Consider the following 21,035-nt stretch of genomic DNA (forward strand, 5'->3'; position numbering starts at 1 on the left):
TAAACATACAGCATATTAGGGCATTGGTATAGCCTACTTATTACTATTGCTATGATGAGTTTTCCCATTTGCTCTTCAAAAAATATACCCAGAAATACACGCTATTTTCGGTCGTGTTACAAAAACTTTTTTCTATCGATTCCTTTGGCGGAAATAGAGCGGCTTACGAGCAACGGTTAGAATCTCAAAAGCAAACTGCCGAGGTATAGCAAACTAAATTTTTGCCATAGCTGATGATATAGAGCGATCGCTAACCATATTCACAAAACTTCATATCTGCGCTATACTAAATAAATCGTAGTCGTTATGAGTTTATTTAATCTTTGCTTATGACTAACCAAAATGTAGAAAACTTAGTAATTATTGGTTCTGGTCCGGCTGGATATACGGCGGCTATTTATGCGGCGCGGGCTAACTTGAAACCAGTGGTATTTGAAGGCTTTCAATCTGGAGGCTTGCCAGGGGGACAACTAATGACTACTACTGAAGTAGAAAACTTCCCAGGCTTTCCTCAAGGCATCACCGGACCCGACTTGATGGACAATATGAAAGCGCAAGCAGAGCGCTGGGGAGCAGAGTTATATACAGAAGATGTAACTCATGTAGACCTGAGCCAGCGTCCTTTTGTAGTGCGCTCGGAAGACCGCGAAATCAAAACTAACAGTATTGTAATTGCAACTGGGGCAACAGCAAAGCGTTTAGGCTTGCCCAGCGAACATCAATTCTGGAGTCGGGGAATTTCCGCTTGTGCAATTTGCGATGGTGCTACGCCCATATTCCATAGAGCAGAATTAGCTGTAATTGGTGGTGGCGATTCAGCAGCCGAAGAAGCAATTTACCTAACCAAATACGGCGATACAGTAAACCTGCTAGTACGCGGCGACAAAATGCGGGCAAGTAAAGCCATGCAAGACCGCGTTTTGAGCAATCCCAAAATTACCGTTCACTGGAATAGCGAAGTAGTAGACGTATTTGGTGGCGACCATCACATGGAAGGCATCAAAATTCGCAACGTGCAAACAGACGAAGAAACAGATTTGCACGTTAAAGGATTATTTTATGCGATCGGTCATAAGCCTAATACATCTTTATTTGAGGGTCAATTAGAACTAGATGATGTCGGCTACATTGTCACCAAGCCTGGTTCTGTAGAAACTAGCATTGAAGGCGTGTTTGCTGCTGGAGACGTGCAAGACCATGAATATCGCCAAGCAATTACCGCAGCAGGTACAGGTTGCATGGCGGCGATGTTGGCTGAAAGATGGCTGTCATGTAACGATTTAATCTATGAGTTCCATCAAAAGCCGGAAACTCCTAACAATGAATTAGAGCATGAAGCCAAACAGCAGGCAGAACCAGCAGAATTTCAATTGCAAGCTACTCGCCATCAAGGCGGCTATGCATTACGCAAATTATTCCATGAAAGCGATCGCTTACTCATAGTCAAATACGTTTCGCCTGGTTGCGGTCCTTGCCATACATTGAAGCCAATTTTGAATAAAGTGGTAGATGAGTTTGATGGCAAAATCCACTTTGTCGAGATTGATATTGATAAAGACCGCGATATTGCCGAAAATGCTGGCGTAAGTGGAACGCCGACGATTCAGTTCTTTAGGAATAAGGAACTGTTGAACGAACTTAAAGGTATCAAGCCTAAGAGTCAATACCGCCAATTAGTTGAGAGCCATTTATAAGGCAAAATGCTCTAGACCTCAAGAAGTGAATAATCTTTTGCCCCCCTAGCCCCCCAATTCTGGGGGGAACTGGCTCTGTAAGTCCCCCAAACTTGGGGGATTTAGGGGGCTTTTCTAGATTCAGGCAAATCTTTTGCCCCCCTAGCCCCCCAATTCTGGGGGGAAACCGGATTGCAAGTCCCCCAAACTTGGGGGATTTAGGGGGCTTTTCCAGATTTGTGCAAGAAGTCTATTCAGCAACGCTAGTCAAAGCAGCTTTAATCCACTGCTTTAAAGTAGATACTAATTCATCAACAGGAATTTCTTGAGATTGACGACTTTTCCTTTCTACTACTTCTACCTTATTTTCCTTCAGACTGCGCCCTGTAACTATTCTGTAAGGGATGCCAATTAAATCTGCATCTTTAAACTTCACGCCAGCACGTTCGTCTCTATCGTCTAACAAAGTTTCAATTCCTGCTGCATTTAACTGATTGTAGAGTTTTTCCGCAGTTTCTACTTGCTGAGAATCACTCATATTGGGAATGCAGATAATAACGTGGTAAGGTGCGATCGCAACTGACCAAATAATTCCATCTTTATCGTAAGATTGCTCTACTGCTGACTGTGCTAGCCGCGACACGCCCACACCATAACAACCCATCACTAAAGGCAGTTCTTCGCCTTGTTCGTTGGTATAAGTAGCACCTAAGCTTTTTGAGTATTTAGTCCCTAGTTGAAAAATATGCCCGACTTCAATCCCCCTAGCGCTTTGCAAAGTCTGTTGGGGATTGCGAACAGAGCGATCGCCTGCTTTGGCTTTTTGCAAGTCTATAATTTGGGTAGGCTGAGGATATTGCTCTCCCCAATTTGCACCGACAACGTGATAGCCAGATTCATTTGCACCTGTAACAAAGTTTTGCAATGTAGATGCAGTTTCATCTAGTAGGCGTACAAATTTGGGATGGATAGAGCGATCGCCCTGAGCTATATAATCGTCGCTAAGGTCGGGTGCAATATAACCTAAAGGTAAAGCCTTAGCCGCCCATTTCTTTTGTGCTGCTGCATCGGGAACGGTTAAAGATAGAACGTTTTGAGCTTTATATTGCCCTGCTATGCTAGTTAAGTGGTTTTGCAGCTTAACTTCATTTACATCTCTATCGCCGCGAATGCTAACTAAAACTAATACTGTCAAGCCATTTGCATAAACTGCCTGATATAGAACATTTTTGACTAAATTTGTGGGCGAACAATCCAGCAGCTTACAAACCTTCTCAATTGTTTCTGCATTTGGCGTTTCTCGCTGTTCGTAAGCTGTAAACGGTGAAGTTTCCGCATCTGGCGGTAAAGATACAGCCTTTTCTACATTAGCTGCGTATTCTCCATCCTCGCTATAAAGTACCTCATCCTCTCCTGCTTCTGCTAGCACCATAAATTCTTGCGAACCAGAACCGCCAATTGCTCCTGAATCTGCTTGTACGGCTCGAAATGCCAAACCAGCGCGGCGCAGCATATTACTATAAGCTTGATGCATATCTTGATATGTCTTTTGCAAGCTTTCGGCATCTGCATGGAAAGAATAACCATCTTTCATAATGAATTCCCGTCCGCGCATCAAGCCAAAGCGGGGGCGAATTTCATCTCTAAACTTAGTCTGAATTTGGTAGAGATGTACGGGTAATTGACGATACGAGCGAATTGTTTCGCGGGCGACAGTAGTAACTACTTCTTCATGAGTTGGTCCTAAGCCTAATTCTCGCTCTTGACGGTCTATGAGGGAAAACATAATCCCTTCAGCTTTAGTATAAGTATCCCAACGCCCTGATTCGCGCCACAACTCTGCAGGTTGAATTTGCGGTAATAAACATTCTTGTGCGCCTGTAGCGTTCATTTCTTCGCGCACGATTTGCGAGACTTTTTGCAGTACGCGCCACATCAAGGGCAAATAAGCATAGATACCGCTACCGATGCGACGAATATAACCCGCACGCAATAATAATTTGTGACTGGGAATCTCTGCTTCTGCTGGGTCTTCCCGTAGCGTGACAAAAAGCATTTGAGATAGTCGCATCGCTTGTAACCTTACTAAACCAGATCGTCATCTCAGTTTAAAGCATTCATAGGTACAAAAGACTTGTTATTGAGTGTTGAATGTAAGGACAAGGAGACAAGGGGGACTACAGGGGGATAAAGTAGTTAACTTTAGGCTGGGGGAAATACTTTGGCTAAATCTAGACACAAATCGGGAAAACACGGCAAATCAACTGATTCATTAGATAAAGATATGACCTTACGGCGATAGCTAAAGCTACCTTGCAAATTTTGATATGGTTCGCTATATGCTTCTAAACAGTCTTCTTGTAAGTTGAATAACCAAAAGTCCACAATCCCTGCTTGAGCATACATAGGTAACTTAACTTTTTGGTCTTGACACTCTCTGCCTTATAAGGGCAAAGATTCTTGCGTCACGGGGATTCCAATGAATTTACCCTCGGCAAGCATCTTGACCGAATATCCTGCGGCTGCAAGCCCTCGACTGAGAACTACTTGGGCTGCGGCAACATCTCTATCAGTTGTATATCCGCAGCTACTACAAATATGAGTACGTTCTGAAAGCTCTTTCTTTCCAGTTTCAAGTCCACAACTGGGACAGATTTGACTTGTCTTGCGGCTATCTACTTTTTGAAAATAGACATCACGTTTAAAGCAAGTCTGTTCGAGAATGTTAAAGAATTGACCAAACCCCGCGTCTAGGCAATGTTTGCCTAACATCCCTCTAGATAACCCGACAAGATTCAAATCTTCAACAAACACCATTTCTGCACTATTGCAGATTTGGTGAGATAGCTTTCGGTGCCAGTCTTTGCGACAATTGGCGACGTACTCGTGCAACAAAGCAACTTTTTTCTGGGCTTTCTTCCAATTGTTCGATCCTTTGCGTTTTTTGGAAACGCGCTGTTGCAGTAATTTCAACTTGCGTTCGGCATCTACAAAAAACCTTGGACGATTGACCGTTAGACCATTAGAAGTTGCAACAAAACTGGTGAGTCCTACATCAATTCCTACTGCTTCGCCATGTGGCAGAGGAGACGGTACAGATACATCCCATTGAATGGTTAGCATCACGTACCAACCAGAAGCTTTTCTTGCGAGGCGGGCTTGCTTAACCAGTCCACCGTTGGGAATCGAGCGCGATTGACGCACTCTAACCACACCAATTACAGGCAGTTTCACAAATCCATTAGCCAACGGATTTGTACCTAACTGTGGAAAAGAAAAAGACCGCATTCGTCCTAACTTTTTAAAGCGTGGAAAGCCGTGATTTTGTTCCCACATACTGACAAAAGCCTTCTCAAGTCGCCTCAATGTCTGCTGCAAAGATTGGGCATTCACACGTTTTAAATACTCATTTTCTTTACGCGCAGCAGTTAAAGACTTACATTGACTGGCGAATGTTGGACGCGGTGCATCAGCAGGGATTATATATTCACTACGGAGAGAACAAGCATTGATCTGACAACTACGAGACTGATACCAGTCCTTACGTTCTGCTAAAGCATGGTTGTAAACTCGTCTATGAGTTTCTAGCCATTCTTCAAACATTGCTACCTGGCTTTGTATTGGCGAAGACTTGAATTCGTAAGTCAGATTAAACACTCTTATTGCCTCCTGACTGTATTTTATCACAATTCTATTAATCAACTACTCGATTTTTAGAACTAAAGTCTCCCTAGAAGGGGGAGGCTCTAACCCCAAAGCTTTCGGTCGCTCAAAGAGGAATCAGCGATTTCAACAAGCAATAATATGTCCGCAGGACTAGGGTGAGCAGATAAATAATCATCAAGGCAATTTTTGGCGATCGCTAAATCTGGCTCAGGTTCGCTATCATCTGAAATAATAATTGGTTCTTGTCCTCGCAGCGTCGCTCGTTCACCCAGTAATTTAAACAACTCTCGCTCTAAACGAGTGCTACAAACTGAGTGTTTTCTACCTTTAGCTGCTATTTGGACAATTTCACCTGCAATCAACTCTACTCGCTCGTTTCCTGCAAAGAAGCCTAGTTCTGCTAGACGATGGTATTCATCTAAGTTAAAGCGTTTAGTAGCGATCGCATTCATATTACCTCTACAATCTAGCTTTTATCGGCGTTTGTCCTACTACTTCTGGTGCATCAACTACTAGACGCATTTGGTCAGCATGAACTGTTAACCAAGGCTGGCTAACATTTAGGCTACTAAATGGACTTTGCTGTGGTATCTCTAATTTGCTACTAACTAAGCCAAAACGCGCTTCTGCTTGTGCTGGAAATAACAACAAATCTGTACCTTGACTGCTAAAAGATAATGCACCTAACTTTTGCTGCAAACCGAAGCCTTGGCGGTTGTAGTTAAGGCTGCATAGCAATTTATCTTCATGACGGACTGTGACGCTATTTTCGCTCCAAGTAAATTCGGCTAATTCTTTTGGCAATCCCCAAATTTCTCTACCGCCTGCTACAGAATCGGGGTTGTCTACATAAATATGCGAAACCCAACCGCCAAATTTACCTTTATAGCTGTGCAAGCCAGAAATAACAATTAACTCGCTGTATTCCAATACAGAACCAGTACCGTATTTAGATAAATACACTCCGCCTACAGTTTTACCAGGAAATACAGAAATAATATCTAATTCGGTAGGAATAAAGGGACGTACTCGCTCAATATCTAGCAATTGCAAGGTTTGGAAAGCATAACCTTGTAGTATCCAGGGTGCTTGAGGATAGCTCATTGGTTTAGTTAATGATTAAAGCTTTAACCTTTGTGCGTCGCCAGGACGTGGCTGCAATGGTGAATTTGGCGCAGGTGATGGGGAAGGAGCGATCGCTCCTGCTGGTGTATTATTAACCGAGGTTGGCTTACCTTGGCTGTTTTGAGCAAATAAACTAACTAGCGTTGCTATCAAATCATTGCGTTGTTGGCGACTGAGTTTGGCTATTGCTTTGCGATCGCTTTCTAGGGGATTTGTTGTTAAAGTATCGTTACCTGGATATGCTGTTTCGCCGATTAACTCATTAGCACCTAGGTAGTCTGCCATAGTTAGTTTCCAATCTAGCCGATAGTTGGGTGCGCGTCCTTTGACGTACAGGTGATACTGGAGCAAGCGAGTAACTAAAGTGCTATCTGGGGCTACTTTGCCAGTTTCTTTGCTAATGTACTTATTTTCTAAAGGTAAGTTTGGCAGTTGCTCGTAAACGCGCTGCCAAAGTTCTTGTGGTTGGGCAGTTTTTTGGGCGTAGCTAGGTGGAAAAGTATTTGCTCCCCATCCGAGCAAAACTACTACGCACATGGCGGTAATTAATTTAGCTAGCGATCGCATTTCCCTATCCACAATCTACTACTTTTAACTACGGTTCGCCAATAATTTCTGGCTGTGTCAACTCATCAGACATTTCAATAATTGCCCGTAATACTGGCTTCATCAGCGGGTCGTCCATGCTGTCAAAGTCTTCATAGCGACGGCGCTTGGCACGATTGGCAACTTGTACTGTAACGCGGTAGCGATTTGAGGCAGCACTAATTAGCTCCTCGGCGCGGTGCATAACTTGGCTTTGGGTTGTCTCGAACTTAGAACGCTTCAGCATGAAATCTACAATGCAAAGGTCAATTCCAGTGTATATCAAAGTTACGGCAAGCGCGATCGCCCTGCCCTGACTAAATAATTCGTAATTCGTAATTCGCGCATTACGGACAAAATTGATGATTAATTCAATTAGGTTGCAAGCCAAGCTCTCGCCCTGAGTTCAATCATGGAAAAACTCACCAATGCGTAGCTCGTTACTTCAAGCCCCTAGATTTATCTCTATGGTATTAATTACGAATTACGAATTAGTAATTACGAATTATTTTGACTTACCCCTCTGTTGATAGATGTTCTTGAGCTATTTTTTCGATTAAAACTAAGTTTTTAGTCTATTTCAACTAATAAAAACTCATGGCTGATATTATCGAAACTGCGATTAATGCTGGAAATTTTACTACTCTAGTAAAATTAGTTGAAAGTACCCAATTAGTCGATATTCTTAAAAGCGAGGGTCCTTACACAGTTTTTGCTCCTACAGATGATGCTTTTGCTAAATTACCTCAAGAAACTTTAGACGGATTGTTGCAAGATATTCCCAAACTCAAAAGAATTTTAACGTACCACGTTGCTTTTGGAGATGCTAGAGAAGAAGATTTAAGGCAAATTGAAGAAGCCGCAACTGTAGAAGGCTCAATCGTTGCTATTGAATCTAATGGTGGTATTAAAGTTAATGAAGCTAATGTTTTGCAGACAGATATTTTAACTGATAATGGTGTAATTCATGTTATTGATAGCGTACTAATTCCGGCATTAGTAGCTGCGGAGTAGATAGCAATCGCTTTTAAGTATTTACAAAGATCGAGCAGGTAGTTAACAATTAATTACCTGCTTTGTATTGGAGATTACCTATAGTTCTGATAAAATTTGGCTATGGCTTTTAAGTTAAAATGTAATAATTAATGCCTTGTTTTTAGACTGAATATTGAATTAGATTTAGTGTGGGGTAAAACTTTAGGTTAAGTAAAACGGTAAAATGTGCGGGAAGATGACAGAAGCGATCGCGCGATGAAATTACACGCATGGCAACCTGCCTTCAATCTCAAAGCTAGTTGGGAAAACATTGAAGTTGAGTATAGTTGTTTAGATGAAGTCGGTGAATTTGATTTTGCCATGCCTCCGCAGGCTATTAGCGTTGCTTTTTTACCTCACGAGCGCGTAACTTGGTCGGTTGATGGAAATAATAGTAACTCAACTTCCTTGCCCGCAGGCAGTGCATTTATTTACGGAGCTCGCAATTTTGTCTGGCACAAAAGAGAGAGAGCAAGCGAGTATATCAATATCTTATTAGAATCAAAGTTTTTACAACAAGTTGCGATCGAAAGTAGTTTATCTTCACCAATTGAACTACAACACCGCGTCATTTTTCCAGATCCTACCATTTTGCACATAGCACAATTATTTAGAGCAGAGCTTCTTAATAGTGGTGTCGCAGGAAAACTGTACGTTGAATCATTAAGGAACTTATTAGCCGTTCATCTCCTGCGAAACTACAACTTCACAACAGCCAAGCCCGTGTTAGTAGATGGAGCTTTAGATAAATTCAAGCTAATAAAGGTAAAAGATTTTATCGAAGACCAAATAGCTGCAGATATAAGTATTGCAGATATGGCTGCTGTCGTACACATGAGCCAGTTTCACTTTGCTCGTGCCTTTAAAACGGCTACAGGTACTTCACCTCATCGCTACTTAATGCAAAGACGCATAGACAGGGCAAAAGTAATGCTAGAAGTAACAAAACTTTCTGTAGCTGAAATTGCTTACCAACTTGGATTTGCCAATCAAAGCCATTTTATTGCTCAGTTTCGTAAAGCTGTAGGTACAACACCTAAAAGTTATCGAGATAGTTTTTGATTGTTAGCAAGATTTTGATATTTCTGGGCAAGAAATAGCTATAAATCAGCTTCTAGATGTATTTAAGCTATAAAAAAGACAAAATCGATGGTACTTTGCCTTGGTGAACCGCTAGAAGTCATGTAGCAGCGCGATCGCATTACCCACTTTTTTACCCCAAAATTACTAACAATGAGCAATAAAAAATTTTCCATTAGCCGTCGTCAAGCAATCGGCGCAGGAGTTGTAGGGATAGCCGCAGTCGCAACAAGTAATAGAGCGATCGCTAATACTCAAAAACCACCAGCACCAGCAAGCGGTAAGGCAGACGCTAACGGCAGATTCAAAGATAAAGTTGTCCTAATTACTGGAGCAACTTCTGGAATTGGAGAAGCAACAGCCAAAGCTTTTGCCAAAGAAGGTGCGATCGTTCACTTTTGCGGTCGTCGAGAAGCTTTAGGAAACAAGATTTCCCAGGAAATCAACGCTCAAGGTGGGCGCTCTAGCTACCAAAAGGCAGATATCCGCAACGAACAAGAAGTTAAGGCATTTGTTGACACTTGCGTTCAAAAATACGGTCGAATTGATATTGCTTTCAACAATGCCGGAATTGAAGCAACCGCCGCACCTCTTGCAGAGCAAAGCCTAGAAAACTTTACAAACGTGATGACAACAAATGCCGTGGGCTACTTTTTATCTATGAAGTACGAAATTCCGCATATGCTGCAACGAGGTGGAGGTGTAATCATTAATAACGCTTCAGTATCAGCACACGATGGCTTTGCTTTGATTTCACCCTACAGTGCCAGCAAACACGCAATTATCGGCTTGACTAAATGTGCGGCTTTGGAATACACGCCCAAAAACATCCGCATCAACTCGATTTCTCCTGGAGGCGTTGACACTCCAATGCTGCGGCGGGCGTTAAAAGGATTTGGCATTACCGCAGAGCAAGCCGCTGCAGGCGTTCCGATCAGACGCATCAATACGGTTGAGGAGATGGCACGAATGGTAATGTTTTTGAGTTCCAACGATGCTTCATCCGTTGCTGGTACTGATATTGACGTGACAGGGGGAATGCTCACTGCGTAAAACGAAGAAATTTCCCGCTCAACTCAATGCAGTGGAAAATATGCAAAAAGTAAGACTGAGGTGCGATCGCACTTCACAGAAATCTACTTTCAATTTGTCCAAACAACAAACAACAGGAGAGTAATTAACTATGAAATACAAACTTCTAGGTAAAAGCGGTTTAAGAGTCTCAGAACTTTGTTTAGGCACAATGACTTTCGGTGAAGATTGGGGATGGGGAGCATCTATTGATGAAAGTCGGCAAATATTCGATGCTTTTGTGCAAGCAGGTGGCAACTTTATCGATACTGCTAATGGCTATACTGATGGTTCTAGCGAAAAGATTGTTGGCGATTTTATTAGTGCAGATAGAGAACGGTTCGTCGTTGCTACTAAATATTCGTTCCCTTTAAACATGAACGATAAAGCAGGTAATCCCAATGGTAGCGGCAATCATCGCAAAAATATGATGCAGTCTCTAGAAGGCAGCCTAAAACGCCTAAATACTGACTATATTGACTTGTTTTGGCTCCATGCTTGGGACTTCATGACCCCAATTGAAGAAGTCATGCGGGCTTTTGACGATTTGGTGCGATCGGGTAAGGTATTGTATATCGGCATTTCCGATGCACCCGCTTGGATTGTGGCGCAGGCAAATACGCTTGCTCAGTGTTACGGTTGGACACCTTTTGTAGCTTTGCAAGTTGAGTATAGTTTGGTGCAAAGAACGCCGGAACGCGACTTGTTGCCAATGGCGAAAGCATTTGACCTTGCGGTTACGCCTTGGAGTCCTTTAGGTCAAGGTGTATTAACGGGTAAGTACAATCAAAATCAGAGTAATAGCGACGAGCAGAGGCGATTAGAACAAATCCCAGAGAAGAATTTAGCGATCGCCCAAGTTGTTAGTCAAGTCGCTAGTGAAATTGGACACTCGCCTTCTCAAGTTGCTCTAGCATGGCTGTTAGCGCAACCTGGTGTAACTATCCCTATAATTGGAGCGCGGAAATTGTCGCAGTTTCAAGATAATATTGCTTGCCTCGATGTTACGCTTGCACCAGAACATCTGCAACGCCTAAATGAAGTTAGCCAAATTGAGTTAGGTTTCCCTCACGATTTCCTCAGTAGCGATACGATCCACGATCGCCTATTTGGAGGTACGTTCGACGCTATCCAAAATCATCGCCTTTAGGTAAAAGATTTCTTGCATAATTCAATGGACAAGGAGACAAGGGGGACAAGGAGACAAGGAGACAAGGGCAAGAAGATAAAATTGCTAGTTTACAGAGCGTTGCCTACTTCTGCAAGAAGTCTAAAGAAGCGTTAGCAACATTGCGGTTAAATGTCGATTCCCCTCTAGTAGCGACAAAAATAATTCGTATTTACAGCCTTCAATTACGAATTACTCACGGAACACCCAATCTTAATAGCGGGGTAATAATTACTAATTACGAATTACGAATTACGAATTACGAATTACTACAAGGCGGTTCCGGTTGTGGGACTTGGGTTTCGATATCTTCAGTAAGCGTGTGCCAGTTATCTAAAACGTCTTTAAGGCAGGTGGCTATAGGTACGGCAATTAGCAACCCTAATAATCCTGCAACTTTGGTTCCTACTGCTAAAGCTGCGACAATACCTACAGGACTAAGCCCTGTAAAACTGCCAAGTAGTCGAGGTGCGATCGCTTGATCGATAATTTGGTCAACTACTAAGGTGACGGCTATAGTCTTGACTCCCAGCCAAAAGTCATGCGCAGCAACTAATAGACTTACTAAGCTAAAACTCAAAACATCGCCAAAGGGAATCAAAGTTAATACGCCAATTGCCAACCCAAAGATTAACCCAAAGGGAACCTTTAACACCAAAAACGTTGTTGTCATGGCAAAACCAACCAAACAAGCTAAGGCAACTTGGGCGACGAAGTAGTTTTGAAAGTTTTGTTGCAAAGATTGCTGCACTAAAAGGGCAACGCGGGGGGGAAACCATTTAAATAAGTAGTTCCAGATTCTTTTTCCGTCTAATAGCAGGTAAAAAGACAATACTATGGTCAAAATCACTTCAGAAACGCTATCAACAGCCCCAACAGCCAAGCTAAAAAACTTTTCTGCTAAAGCCTGCAACTCTTCAGGCAAACGATCTGTAAGTTGATTTGCCAATTGACTAAAATTAATCGGTAAATTCCGCGATGCTGCCCAAGTATCAAGAACTTTGAGTTCTTGGCTGCCAGAATCTATCCACTGAGGCAAAAGTTGCAAACTCTCATTTAACTGCTCTAGAAGAATTGGCACTAAGGTAATACTTAGAGCAATCAGAATAGTTAGACTTAGAAAAAAAACTAAGGCAACAGCATAAGTGCGTTTGATATTGCGCCCGTGAAGAAACTGCACCGGATAGTTCAAAATAAACGCTAATACTGCGGCTAATACGAAAATAGTTACTAGCGGTTGGAAGTATTGAATAACTTGCAGCGCCAGCCAACCGTTAAATACAACCAGAGGAAATGGTAAGCCCAGCTTAAGAGCGCGATTTACTTGAGGATGTGAACCAGTCATGTACTTGATAATTGCAGACTCTCTATCACCGTATCTTGTTTGGTTAACCTGAAAAACTCCTAAAGTGCGATCGCTTCACTTTGGCAGCAAAAAACCTTGACAGAACTAGCAACATTTGCAGCCTATACTAAAAACATTCACTGAAGTCAAACTAATGCAAATCCAACAACGTTACTACACTCCAGAGGAATACTTGGCACAAGAGGAAGTTGCAGAGTTTCGCAGCGAGTATCGAGACGGAGAGATTGTAACAATGGCGGGTGGCTCGATCGCTCATAATCAAATTGCTGGTAATATTTATGCATTTTTGAAGTTTGGGCTGCGTCGAACAGACTTTAAGCCATATATAGGTGATTTGCGGCTATGGATTCCCCAATATCGACAGTACACTTATCCAGATGTCTTTTTAATTCACGGTCAGCCAGTTTTTCAAGAGCAACGTACGGATACAGTTTTAAATCCTTGCTTGATTGTTGAAGTTTTATCAAAGTCTACAAAAGACTACGATCGCACTGATAAATTCCGTTATTACCGCTCTATCCCTGAGCTTCAGGAGTATATATTGATTAATCAATATGAAATTGGTATCGAGCAATATGCAAAAACTGAGGAAACTTCATGGCTGTTTCGAGCTTATGAATCTGACACTGAAAAGATAGTGTTTGCTTCTATTAACATCGAAATTGCGATCGCAGATATTTATGAGAATGTTAGCTTTAACTTGGGCAATCTATAAAGGTGAAGTATAAGCCTTAACTTTGGTAGTGATGCGATCGCATATCAGTATAGTTCCAGACAGTCTATTGAGCGATCGCTGATAATTTGTTGAATTATCTCTACTCCAGAGCGAAATATTGCTTCTATACGGCTTGTTAGCGCATTTCCACACCGCAGCCAAATCACTTTTGGAGGCGCTCCGTAAAGACGGCTGCGTTCGGCAAAATCAGCATCTTGCGTCACAATACAAAAGTTTTGAGATTTTGCAAATTCCCAAATATCGATATCTTCTGCTTTTGTTAGATTGTGGAATTGGACGTGGCTGGAGTCAGGAAAAATATCTGTAAGTCGGGCTACCAGTTTACGACTCAAGTTTTGGTCAAACAGCAGCTTCAAGCGTATTTACCTACCACAGCAATCGTATAACGTTCGCGGTCAGCAGCGAACTCTAAACACGCTCTAATGTCTTCCTCAGTCAATTCTGGAAAATCATCCAAAATTTCTGCATGAGACATTCCCGCAGCTAGCCAACCTAATACATCATATACAGTAATCCGCATTCGCCTAATACAAGGCTTCCCGCCACGTTTACCTGGCTCGATTGTAATGATGTTGCGATAGCTCATAATAGGGCTGGATTTAGTATACCTCTTAAGTTTATCCCAGTATTAGAGGGGCTCATAGATGTTACTAACAGTTGGGAAGCTGTTCGCCACCGCTCGCCTTAACAGGTTTAGCTTTTATTAACGTCGAAATTGCGATCGCAGATATCTATGAGAATGTCAGATTTAGTTAAAGTAATTTTCTGCAGGGAAATAGTAGCGATCGCACTGTACTATTGAAACTGTTACTAGCCTAATCTTAGATTGCCAGCCCGAGACATATACCACGATACAGTAAAATTTTCTTTGCAGAAAGATGGTTGGACAGTTACCCACGATCCTTTTCCCCTGCAAATCGGAAAAAAGCGTTTGTCTGTAGATTTAGGTGCGGAACGTCTGATAAGTGCCGAAAAAGGAATCCAGAAAATTGTTGTTGAAGTAAAAAGTTTTGTGGGACAGTCTGATGTAAAGGATTTAGAGCAGGCACTAGGACAATACATCCTTTATCGTCAAATCCTCAACGAAATGGGCATTGAGCGTAGTTTGTATCTTGCTGTTTCTCGACCGACTTTCATTAGCGTGTTTACTATAGAATTGGGGCAAGTTCTCCTCAAAAACCAGATTATTAAGTTAATTGTTTTTGATGATGAAAGGGAGGAAATTGTGCAATGGATACCCAATTAAAGTACCGAGACATTATTAAAAGCGTACTCCAGCAACACGCCAATCATCGTGCGAATCTAACAGATGGTTATGATTCTCGCGTTTTATTTGATGATGAGCGCGGGCATTATATAGTTTTAGACATCGGCTGGAATGGCGATCGTTACCTTCACACTACACCACTTCATCTCGATCTAGTCGGTGATAAGATATGGATTCAATATGATGATACTGAAGAAGGCATAGCAACCGATTTAATTGCCGCAGGTGTACCTAAAGAAAATATAGTTCTTGGGTTTCGCCATCCCAGAATCCGGCAGCATACAGGCTTTGCTGTAGCATAAAGGGCTGATAATTTTTACCTAAAAATACTCTGTAACTTACGGATTAAGTAAGCCCACAAGGGAAACTCATAAAACTCAATTATTAGCCAAATAATAATGCCCAAGTGCAGTAAAAAGGTTAATCCAGTCCAAAAGACCGGAAACCATGATAAAGGGCTGCCATATACCGGAGGTCTCGCGTAAACTGTTATACCTATTAAGCAGGTAGGCAGAACTACAATAGCTATTGCTCCTAAAGCGTAACCCCAACCCATCTCTACATCTTTTAACTGCGCTTCTGTCCAATTTTTGCCATTCCAGCGCCAGACTAAAGGCGGTTCTCTATCTGCCATTTGCAACTGCTGTTTTTCTAAGTCAGGGGTAAAAATATGGTTGCAAAACTGGCACGCCATCGCTTCCATTAAAGGTAGCGTAGCAATTTCCCCGACACGACAAATTGGGCAAGGAAAGATATCGCGATCGCTCAAACGTCTAGCTGAATTTTTTAACTGGTACATAAAAGCAATCTACCAAATTAATTGTCGCGATGATTGTTATTGTAATGAACTCTTGCCCCTGCCCACTGCAGTTTCTCGCGCAAGGTTTGATAATAAGAATAGTTCTCTTCCAGAATGATAAATTTTGCGAGGCAATCAGCCATACTTATATCTACCCTTTGTCCTGGCCAAATAGAAGTACCAAGTACGCTATCAGTCCACAGCTTAGTGCTTAAATCGTAATCCGCTAAGGGCCAAACGCTAACAACCGAACCCGCAGGTAAAATCAAAGGACGGCTAGAAAGACTCATCGGGCAAATCGGCGTAACAATAATCGCCTTCATGCCATCGTGGACGATGGGACCGCTAGCAGAAACAGTATAACCAGTAGAACCCGTAGGCGTAGCGACAATTAGCCCATCACCTTGATATTGATCGACTACTTCGCCATCGATATCCATTTCTAAAATAGAAGTAATCGTGCGATCGGCAGAAGCAGGTTTGATACACATTTCATTGAGGGCAAGAAAGCGATCGCTCATCGGTTCGATATTTGTGCGATCGCCTTCATAAACTGCCGCTTGCAGCATCATCCGCCGCTGAATAGCATAGCGATCTTCAAGTATCCGCTGCCAAATCCGCTCGGAATCTTTAAATTCATCAAAAGATTCCGTCAAAAACCCCAAATGTCCGCCGACATTCACTGCCAAAATCGGGATGCCATAAGGCGCTAAATGCCTAGCCGCAGTCAGCACAGTACCATCGCCGCCCAACACGATCGCCAGATCGATAGGATGCATCGCCGAAGCCAAAAATACCGGATAAGGATTGTCTTTCGGTCCGCTAGGTCCCATTAAAATGCGGCAATTGTGCTTTTCTAGTTGTTCGGCACAAACTTCTGCCCAACGACGGCTTTGCGTATCGTTTGCCTTGTGGGCGATAATAACCTGCTTTAGCTGCACCCGATTACCACTTCAAAAGGTTAAATTGCTCCATATCCACAGTATCGCGGTTGCGATAAATAGTTAACACGATCGCCAACCCCACAGCCGCTTCTGCTGCCGCAACTGTCAGCACAAATACTGTAAATACTTGCCCTTTAATTTCTTGAGCGTCTAGATAGTTAGAAAACGCCATCAGATTTAAATTAACGGCATTCAACAATAATTCAATTGACATCAAAACTCTAACTGCATTGCGGCTAGTAATTAAGCCGTAGATGCCGATACAAAATAAAGCCGCCGCTAGGAGTAAAAAGTATTCAAGTTGCATAATTTTCCAGTTTTATTAGACGATATAAGCCTGCATTTAACAGGCTTACATAAGTTTATCCGCGCCGACCGTCATCAAGATTGCTAGTTTTATCGCTAGAAACGCCTACCAATTCTCGCGGACGTTCTGCCAATGTCAACACAGGTTGTTGTAAATTGGGCGACATAACTTGGTCGGGCAAAAATTCGCGCCGCGCTAAAATAATTGCGCCTACCATTGCCATCAATAGCAAGACGGAAGCAAGTTCAAACGGGAGCAAAAAGTCTGTAAAGAAATGCTCTCCAATCGTAATAGTCGATCCGTTCGCAGGCGTACCAGCAGGGGAAAGCGCCCAAGGCGTTGCCAAAATCATCACGCTCAGTAAGGCAAATATGCCGGCACTTACTACCGCAGTTAGCGCCGGACGTACCCAAGCATTACGCATGGGCTTAAAATCTTCGCGCTTGTTGACTAACATGATGGCAAACAAAATCAAAACGTTGACTGCGCCAATATAAATTAGGATCTGGGCAGCAGCAACAAAGTCAGCATTGAGTAATAAATACATACCAGCAATGCTGATAAAAACACCTCCCAGCAAAAAGGCTGAATAAACAATGTTAGATAGCAGCACTACTCCTAATGCTGCGCCAATCATCATTACAGCTAGGATGCCGAACGAAACAATTTGTACGCCTTCTGCTAAATTCACTTTTTTATTAGTCTCCAATAGTTAGCTTACAGAGAAAGTAATTTTGCCTTGCAGCCTCAAATTTTAGCTAGCAGAAGGTAAAATCTTTGACGACTATACTCTTCTAACTCAAAACTTAAAACTCAAAATTACTTTTCAGCTTCTTGTTCGGCAATATCTTCTGGCAGCTTGCCTACACGACGGCTATTTGCAGGCAAACCGTGAGGTTCGAGAACGCCTTTAGGCAAGTAGACTAATTCGCGCAAAGGTGTCACCATTGGGTCTTCTGTCACCTTGTAAGGCAGACGACCTAACGCTACGTTATCGTAGTTTAATTCATGGCGATCGTAGGTAGAAAGGTCGTACTCTTCTGTCATCGATAAACAGTTGGTTGGACAGTATTCTACGCAGTTGCCGCAGAAGATACAAACCCCAAAGTCAATACTGTAATGTTTGAGTTTTTTCTTTTTGCTGGCTTTATCAAATTCCCAATCGACAACAGGTAGATTAATCGGACAAACGCGCACGCAAACTTCGCAGGAAATACACTTATCAAATTCAAAGTGAATGCGTCCGCGAAAGCGTTCTGAGGGAATTAATTTTTCATAAGGGTATTGCACTGTTATCGGGCGGCGCTGCATATGGTCGAAGGTTACGGATAGCCCTTGACCGATATATTTTGCAGCTTGCACCGTTTCTTTAGCGTAATCCCCGACTTGCTTAAGGAACTTCAACATAAGTAGTGTTCTCTTCTCAGGATAAGGTGTAATTTCTACACTCAAAACTCAAAACTCAAAACTCAAAACTTAAAACTACTACCCTAGCCTCCAAAGGCGACGGGAAAAGCTAATTTCAAGGCTGCGGTTAATAATAGGTTAGCAAGACCAACTGGGAGTAGAAACTTCCATCCTAAATCTAACAATTGATCGATGCGAACTCTAGGTACAGTCCAGCGCAGCAAAATTGCTAGAAAGATCAGGAAATAGGCTTTGAGTACGGTCATCGTAATCCCTAAGGCAGCATCTACTAATTGCAGCCAAGAATTGGTTTCACTAACTCCAACCCAATTAGCTAACAAACCAATCGGAATGGGAAAGTCCCAACCCCCTAAGTATAAAACTGCAACTAAAAGTGACGAAAGTACCAAGTTAACGTAAGAACCTAAGTAAAACAGACCGAACTTCATGCCAGCATATTCGGTTTGATAGCCTGCGACTAATTCTTCTTCTGCTTCTGGCAAATCAAAGGGTAAGCGTTCGCATTCAGCTAAGACAGAAATCCAAAAAATGATGAAGCCTACAGGTTGCCGCCATACGTTCCAGCCTAAAATGCCGTAACCTGATTGTTGACCGACAATGTCGATAGTGCTGAGACTATTAGACATCATTACGATCGCTAGCACTGCTAAAGCTAAGGGAATTTCATAACTAATTGACTGCGCCGCTGCCCTAAGCCCCCCTAACAAGGAATACTTGTTGTTGGATGAGTAGCCTGCCATCAATAAGCCAATCGGCTGAATGCTAGATAAGGCAATCCATAAAAATACCCCAGTGCCAACATCTGTAATTACTAAATTTTGTCCGAATGGCACGATCAAATAAGACAAAAATACTGGAATGACAACAATAATTGGTCCGAGGGTAAACAGTAACGAATCTGATTTGGCTGGCACTACGTCTTCCTTGAAGACGAGCTTTAAACCGTCAGCTACAGGCGCAAGTAAACCAAAAGGTCCCATAAAGTCAGGACCAATTCTTTGCTGGGCGGCGGCGGAAATCTTGCGCTCTAGCCATGTAGTTACGAGTACCCCCACTGTTGCCCCAATAATCATTAAAATCATCGGCAGTGGCATCCAAATGGCTTTGGCTGTGCCAGCAGGCAAACCTAGCTCCATTAGGGATTTGATAAAGGTTCCTTGGAGGTCAATTCCTGGATTCATGTTTACGCTCTTGAAGTCATCTTAATCAGTGACCAGTTACCAGTGACCAGTTACCAGTTATAGATTTGTCTAGGCTTTTGCTTTTGACATATTTCTACTGATTCAGCGATCGCTGTTCGCTGGTTTTATATTTGAGGGATTGAAAAAGGTATCAGTTGATATAGTCTCTTTTTATCCTTTATCCTTCTTACTTTCTAAAGGTGATGAATTTGACCGTTGAGTTAACGATCGCACATTCACCGTTTTGGCTGTTTGCAGTAAAGACTTTCTAGTGATGATGTTTTACGTGCCACTGCTTAGTATATCGTTACCAATCGCCCACCAAGAAATTATCTGGCGAAATTATACTTATAGGTTGTATAGAGACATTCCATAGAACATCTCTATGGCTGTTTAACGTTCCTCAATGGCTGTATAAGGAACATCATGCAAACCGTTATATACCTGGGTAGGACGGAAAATTCTGTTTTGGACTAATTGTTCTTTCCAGTGGGCTAGCCATCCAGCGACGCGAGCGATCGCAAAAATTGGCGTAAATAAGTCGGTAGGAATGCCCAATTTTCTATACACCAAACCCGAATAAAAGTCAACATTAGGATAGATACCTTTGTGACTTAACTTTTCTGCCACTACCCGTTCCATCTCTACGGCGATGTCATAGTATTTATCGTGTCCGAACTTCTCAAACAATTGTTCGGCAAGGTTTTGCAAAATAGTCGCTCTAGGATCTTTAACTTTATAAACGCGATGACCGAAGCCCATGATCTTCGCTTTTTTTTCTAGCCGCGATTCTAAGTAAGGGCGGACATTTTCGACCGAGCCGATTTCCTCAAGCATTCCGATTACTTCTTCATTTGCTCCACCATGCAGTGGACCTCCCAAAGTACCTACAGCAGACGCTACTACAGCGTAGGGGTCAGTCAAAGTAGAAGCCGTCACCCTAGCACTAAACGTAGAAGCATTCATAGTATGTTCGGCGTGTAACATGAGGCAAACGTCAAAAATCCTAGCTGCCAAAGGATCTGGTTCGCGTTCGTGCAGCATATACAAGAAATTTGCCGAATAATCCAAGTCGTCGCGCGGACGTACCGGATCGTTACCTTTACGCATGAGTTGGAACGCGGCTACCATCGTGGGAATAGTTGCTAGCAAGCGCACTACCGAGTCCCGAACGTAAATAGGGTTGTCTAATTCGCGCAGCGAGTAGAATAAGCCCAGAGCCGCAGCAGAAGCTTGCAGCGCATCCATTGGGTGTCCGCTTTCGGGAAAAGATTTCATCATATCGCGAATGCGATACTTGATCCGGCGATGATACTGGACTTCATGAACAAATTCTGCTAGTTCCTCCTTCGTCGGTAGTTTTCCCCAAATTAGGAGATAGGAAGTTTCTAAAAAGGTACTTTTTTGGGCTAGTTCTTCAATACGGATGCCACGATATTCAAGTATTCCCTGTTGCCCATCGACACAACTGATACTAGACTCGGCGGCAGGTATGCCTTCTAATCCAGGCTTAAATTCGCATACAGACATAGCTACACTAGGGACAATTAACAATTAATTCATACTCAGGCTAACTTACCAGAAATGCTGTAACTATTGCACTT

At 42.6% G+C, this 21,035-nt stretch carries 23 protein-coding genes and 2 pseudogenes; 8 read left to right on the plus strand and 17 right to left on the minus strand.

The features are described 5' to 3' along the window. Nucleotides 1-329: 329 nt before the first annotated feature. The gene (trxB, locus tag UH38_RS12015; RefSeq protein WP_045054894.1) at nt 330-1,694 is read left to right on the plus strand and encodes a thioredoxin-disulfide reductase; all 1,365 of its coding nucleotides are present in this window, start codon (nt 330-332) and stop codon (nt 1,692-1,694) included. A 229-nt stretch (nt 1,695-1,923) separates the two neighbouring features. Here the strand turns inward: trxB and proS are convergent, their stop codons facing one another. The 7 genes and pseudogenes from proS to UH38_RS28025 form a co-directional block, all read right to left on the minus strand. After that, nucleotides 1,924-3,744, minus strand: a complete 1,821-nt coding sequence (gene proS, locus UH38_RS12020; protein ID WP_045054895.1) for a proline--tRNA ligase — start codon at nt 3,742-3,744, stop codon at nt 1,924-1,926. 131 nt (nt 3,745-3,875) lie between these two features. Further along, a pseudogene (locus tag UH38_RS12025) lies at nt 3,876-4,100 on the minus strand (Uma2 family endonuclease); the annotation flags it as partial. A 15-nt stretch (nt 4,101-4,115) separates the two neighbouring features. After that, complete coding sequence (locus UH38_RS12030; protein ID WP_045054896.1) at nt 4,116-5,330, minus strand: RNA-guided endonuclease InsQ/TnpB family protein; 1,215 nt, start codon at nt 5,328-5,330, stop codon at nt 4,116-4,118. Nucleotides 5,331-5,443: 113 nt separating this feature from the next. Further along, nucleotides 5,444-5,791: pseudogene (locus tag UH38_RS12035) on the minus strand (Uma2 family endonuclease); the annotation flags it as partial. Between the two features lie 7 nt (nt 5,792-5,798). Further along, the gene (locus tag UH38_RS12040) at nt 5,799-6,443 is read right to left on the minus strand and encodes an acetoacetate decarboxylase family protein (RefSeq protein WP_045054897.1); all 645 of its coding nucleotides are present in this window, start codon (nt 6,441-6,443) and stop codon (nt 5,799-5,801) included. A 15-nt stretch (nt 6,444-6,458) separates the two neighbouring features. Beyond that, a complete protein-coding gene (locus tag UH38_RS12045; RefSeq protein ID WP_082065374.1) occupies nt 6,459-7,043 on the minus strand; it encodes a hypothetical protein in 585 nt (194 codons plus the stop codon). 16 nt (nt 7,044-7,059) lie between these two features. Continuing rightward, on the minus strand, nt 7,060-7,296 hold the full coding sequence (locus UH38_RS28025; protein ID WP_045054971.1) for a DNA-directed RNA polymerase subunit omega: 237 nt from the start codon (nt 7,294-7,296) through the stop codon (nt 7,060-7,062). Between the two features lie 350 nt (nt 7,297-7,646). Between UH38_RS28025 and UH38_RS12055 the strand changes: the two genes are divergently transcribed. The 4 genes from UH38_RS12055 to UH38_RS12070 all read left to right on the plus strand — a co-directional run bounded on the left by UH38_RS12055 (nt 7,647) and on the right by UH38_RS12070 (nt 11,385). Continuing rightward, complete coding sequence (locus UH38_RS12055; RefSeq protein WP_045054899.1) at nt 7,647-8,063, plus strand: fasciclin domain-containing protein; 417 nt, start codon at nt 7,647-7,649, stop codon at nt 8,061-8,063. Between the two features lie 207 nt (nt 8,064-8,270). After that, a complete protein-coding gene (locus tag UH38_RS12060; RefSeq protein ID WP_200892411.1) occupies nt 8,271-9,146 on the plus strand; it encodes an AraC family transcriptional regulator in 876 nt (291 codons plus the stop codon). Between the two features lie 171 nt (nt 9,147-9,317). After that, nucleotides 9,318-10,217 carry an SDR family NAD(P)-dependent oxidoreductase gene (locus UH38_RS12065; RefSeq protein WP_045054900.1) on the plus strand — a complete coding sequence of 300 codons (900 nt, stop codon included), beginning with the start codon at nt 9,318-9,320 and terminating at the stop codon, nt 10,215-10,217. Between the two features lie 130 nt (nt 10,218-10,347). Then, complete coding sequence (locus UH38_RS12070) at nt 10,348-11,385, plus strand: aldo/keto reductase (RefSeq protein ID WP_045054901.1); 1,038 nt, start codon at nt 10,348-10,350, stop codon at nt 11,383-11,385. A gap of 277 nt (nt 11,386-11,662) precedes the next feature. Here UH38_RS12070 and UH38_RS12075 read toward each other — a convergent pair whose 3' ends face one another. Beyond that, nucleotides 11,663-12,748: an AI-2E family transporter gene (locus tag UH38_RS12075; RefSeq protein WP_045054902.1), complete on the minus strand. Its 1,086-nt coding sequence runs from the start codon at nt 12,746-12,748 to the stop codon at nt 11,663-11,665. A gap of 154 nt (nt 12,749-12,902) precedes the next feature. Between UH38_RS12075 and UH38_RS12080 the strand changes: the two genes are divergently transcribed. Next, nucleotides 12,903-13,484 (plus strand): Uma2 family endonuclease, encoded by a 582-nt coding sequence (locus UH38_RS12080; RefSeq protein ID WP_045054903.1) that lies wholly within the window; start codon nt 12,903-12,905, stop codon nt 13,482-13,484. Nucleotides 13,485-13,528: 44 nt separating this feature from the next. Here the strand turns inward: UH38_RS12080 and UH38_RS12085 are convergent, their stop codons facing one another. Together UH38_RS12085 and UH38_RS12090 are read right to left on the minus strand one after the other, a co-directional pair. Then, nucleotides 13,529-13,861 (minus strand): DUF5615 family PIN-like protein, encoded by a 333-nt coding sequence (locus tag UH38_RS12085; protein ID WP_045054904.1) that lies wholly within the window; start codon nt 13,859-13,861, stop codon nt 13,529-13,531. Further along, entirely contained in the window at nt 13,858-14,091 is a 234-nt protein-coding gene (locus tag UH38_RS12090; RefSeq protein ID WP_045054905.1) for a DUF433 domain-containing protein, read from the minus strand. Before UH38_RS12090 ends, UH38_RS12085 begins: the two co-directional genes overlap by 4 nt. A 240-nt stretch (nt 14,092-14,331) precedes the next feature. On the opposite strand from UH38_RS12090, the gene UH38_RS12095 reads away from it, so the two are divergent. After that, the gene (locus tag UH38_RS12095; RefSeq protein WP_045054906.1) at nt 14,332-14,751 is read left to right on the plus strand and encodes an element excision factor XisH family protein; all 420 of its coding nucleotides are present in this window, start codon (nt 14,332-14,334) and stop codon (nt 14,749-14,751) included. Further along, nucleotides 14,736-15,074 carry a XisI protein gene (locus tag UH38_RS12100; protein WP_045054907.1) on the plus strand — a complete coding sequence of 113 codons (339 nt, stop codon included), beginning with the start codon at nt 14,736-14,738 and terminating at the stop codon, nt 15,072-15,074. The genes UH38_RS12095 and UH38_RS12100 overlap by 16 nt, the downstream gene beginning before the upstream one ends. A 14-nt stretch (nt 15,075-15,088) precedes the next feature. Here UH38_RS12100 and UH38_RS12105 read toward each other — a convergent pair whose 3' ends face one another. From UH38_RS12105 to UH38_RS12135, 7 genes are all read right to left on the minus strand, one after another. Beyond that, the gene (locus tag UH38_RS12105; RefSeq protein WP_045054908.1) at nt 15,089-15,571 is read right to left on the minus strand and encodes a hypothetical protein; all 483 of its coding nucleotides are present in this window, start codon (nt 15,569-15,571) and stop codon (nt 15,089-15,091) included. A gap of 17 nt (nt 15,572-15,588) precedes the next feature. Further along, complete coding sequence (locus UH38_RS12110; RefSeq protein WP_045054909.1) at nt 15,589-16,512, minus strand: NAD(+) kinase; 924 nt, start codon at nt 16,510-16,512, stop codon at nt 15,589-15,591. A gap of 4 nt (nt 16,513-16,516) precedes the next feature. Then, the gene (gene nuoK / locus UH38_RS12115) at nt 16,517-16,822 is read right to left on the minus strand and encodes an NADH-quinone oxidoreductase subunit NuoK (RefSeq protein ID WP_045054910.1); all 306 of its coding nucleotides are present in this window, start codon (nt 16,820-16,822) and stop codon (nt 16,517-16,519) included. A 55-nt stretch (nt 16,823-16,877) separates the two neighbouring features. Then, nucleotides 16,878-17,513, minus strand: coding sequence for an NADH-quinone oxidoreductase subunit J (locus tag UH38_RS12120; protein WP_045054911.1), 636 nt, complete (start codon nt 17,511-17,513; stop codon nt 16,878-16,880). 128 nt (nt 17,514-17,641) lie between these two features. After that, a complete protein-coding gene (ndhI, locus tag UH38_RS12125; RefSeq protein ID WP_200892419.1) occupies nt 17,642-18,226 on the minus strand; it encodes an NAD(P)H-quinone oxidoreductase subunit I in 585 nt (194 codons plus the stop codon). A gap of 86 nt (nt 18,227-18,312) precedes the next feature. Beyond that, on the minus strand, nt 18,313-19,431 hold the full coding sequence (nuoH, locus tag UH38_RS12130; protein ID WP_045054913.1) for an NADH-quinone oxidoreductase subunit NuoH: 1,119 nt from the start codon (nt 19,429-19,431) through the stop codon (nt 18,313-18,315). A gap of 393 nt (nt 19,432-19,824) precedes the next feature. After that, nucleotides 19,825-20,961, minus strand: a complete 1,137-nt coding sequence (locus UH38_RS12135; RefSeq protein ID WP_045054973.1) for a citrate synthase — start codon at nt 20,959-20,961, stop codon at nt 19,825-19,827. Nucleotides 20,962-21,035 lie beyond the last annotated feature (74 nt).

The sequence above is a fragment of the Aliterella atlantica CENA595 genome (assembly GCF_000952155.1).
Classification (GTDB): domain Bacteria; phylum Cyanobacteriota; class Cyanobacteriia; order Cyanobacteriales; family Chroococcidiopsidaceae; genus Aliterella; species Aliterella atlantica.

Coding starts and splice junctions, on each gene's coding strand:
- trxB (WP_045054894.1), top strand. CDS start 330: ATGACTAACCAAAATGTAGAAAACTTAGTAATTATTGGTTCTGGTCCG.
- proS (WP_045054895.1), bottom strand. CDS start 3,744: ATGCGACTATCTCAAATGCTTTTTGTCACGCTACGGGAAGACCCAGCA.
- UH38_RS12040 (WP_045054897.1), bottom strand. CDS start 6,443: ATGAGCTATCCTCAAGCACCCTGGATACTACAAGGTTATGCTTTCCAA.
- UH38_RS28025 (WP_045054971.1), bottom strand. CDS start 7,296: ATGCTGAAGCGTTCTAAGTTCGAGACAACCCAAAGCCAAGTTATGCAC.
- UH38_RS12055 (WP_045054899.1), top strand. CDS start 7,647: ATGGCTGATATTATCGAAACTGCGATTAATGCTGGAAATTTTACTACT.
- UH38_RS12065 (WP_045054900.1), top strand. CDS start 9,318: ATGAGCAATAAAAAATTTTCCATTAGCCGTCGTCAAGCAATCGGCGCA.
- UH38_RS12070 (WP_045054901.1), top strand. CDS start 10,348: ATGAAATACAAACTTCTAGGTAAAAGCGGTTTAAGAGTCTCAGAACTT.
- UH38_RS12075 (WP_045054902.1), bottom strand. CDS start 12,748: ATGACTGGTTCACATCCTCAAGTAAATCGCGCTCTTAAGCTGGGCTTA.
- UH38_RS12080 (WP_045054903.1), top strand. CDS start 12,903: ATGCAAATCCAACAACGTTACTACACTCCAGAGGAATACTTGGCACAA.
- UH38_RS12090 (WP_045054905.1), bottom strand. CDS start 14,091: ATGAGCTATCGCAACATCATTACAATCGAGCCAGGTAAACGTGGCGGG.
- UH38_RS12100 (WP_045054907.1), top strand. CDS start 14,736: ATGGATACCCAATTAAAGTACCGAGACATTATTAAAAGCGTACTCCAG.
- UH38_RS12105 (WP_045054908.1), bottom strand. CDS start 15,571: ATGTACCAGTTAAAAAATTCAGCTAGACGTTTGAGCGATCGCGATATC.
- nuoK (WP_045054910.1), bottom strand. CDS start 16,822: ATGCAACTTGAATACTTTTTACTCCTAGCGGCGGCTTTATTTTGTATC.
- nuoH (WP_045054913.1), bottom strand. CDS start 19,431: ATGAATCCAGGAATTGACCTCCAAGGAACCTTTATCAAATCCCTAATG.
- UH38_RS12135 (WP_045054973.1), bottom strand. CDS start 20,961: ATGTCTGTATGCGAATTTAAGCCTGGATTAGAAGGCATACCTGCCGCC.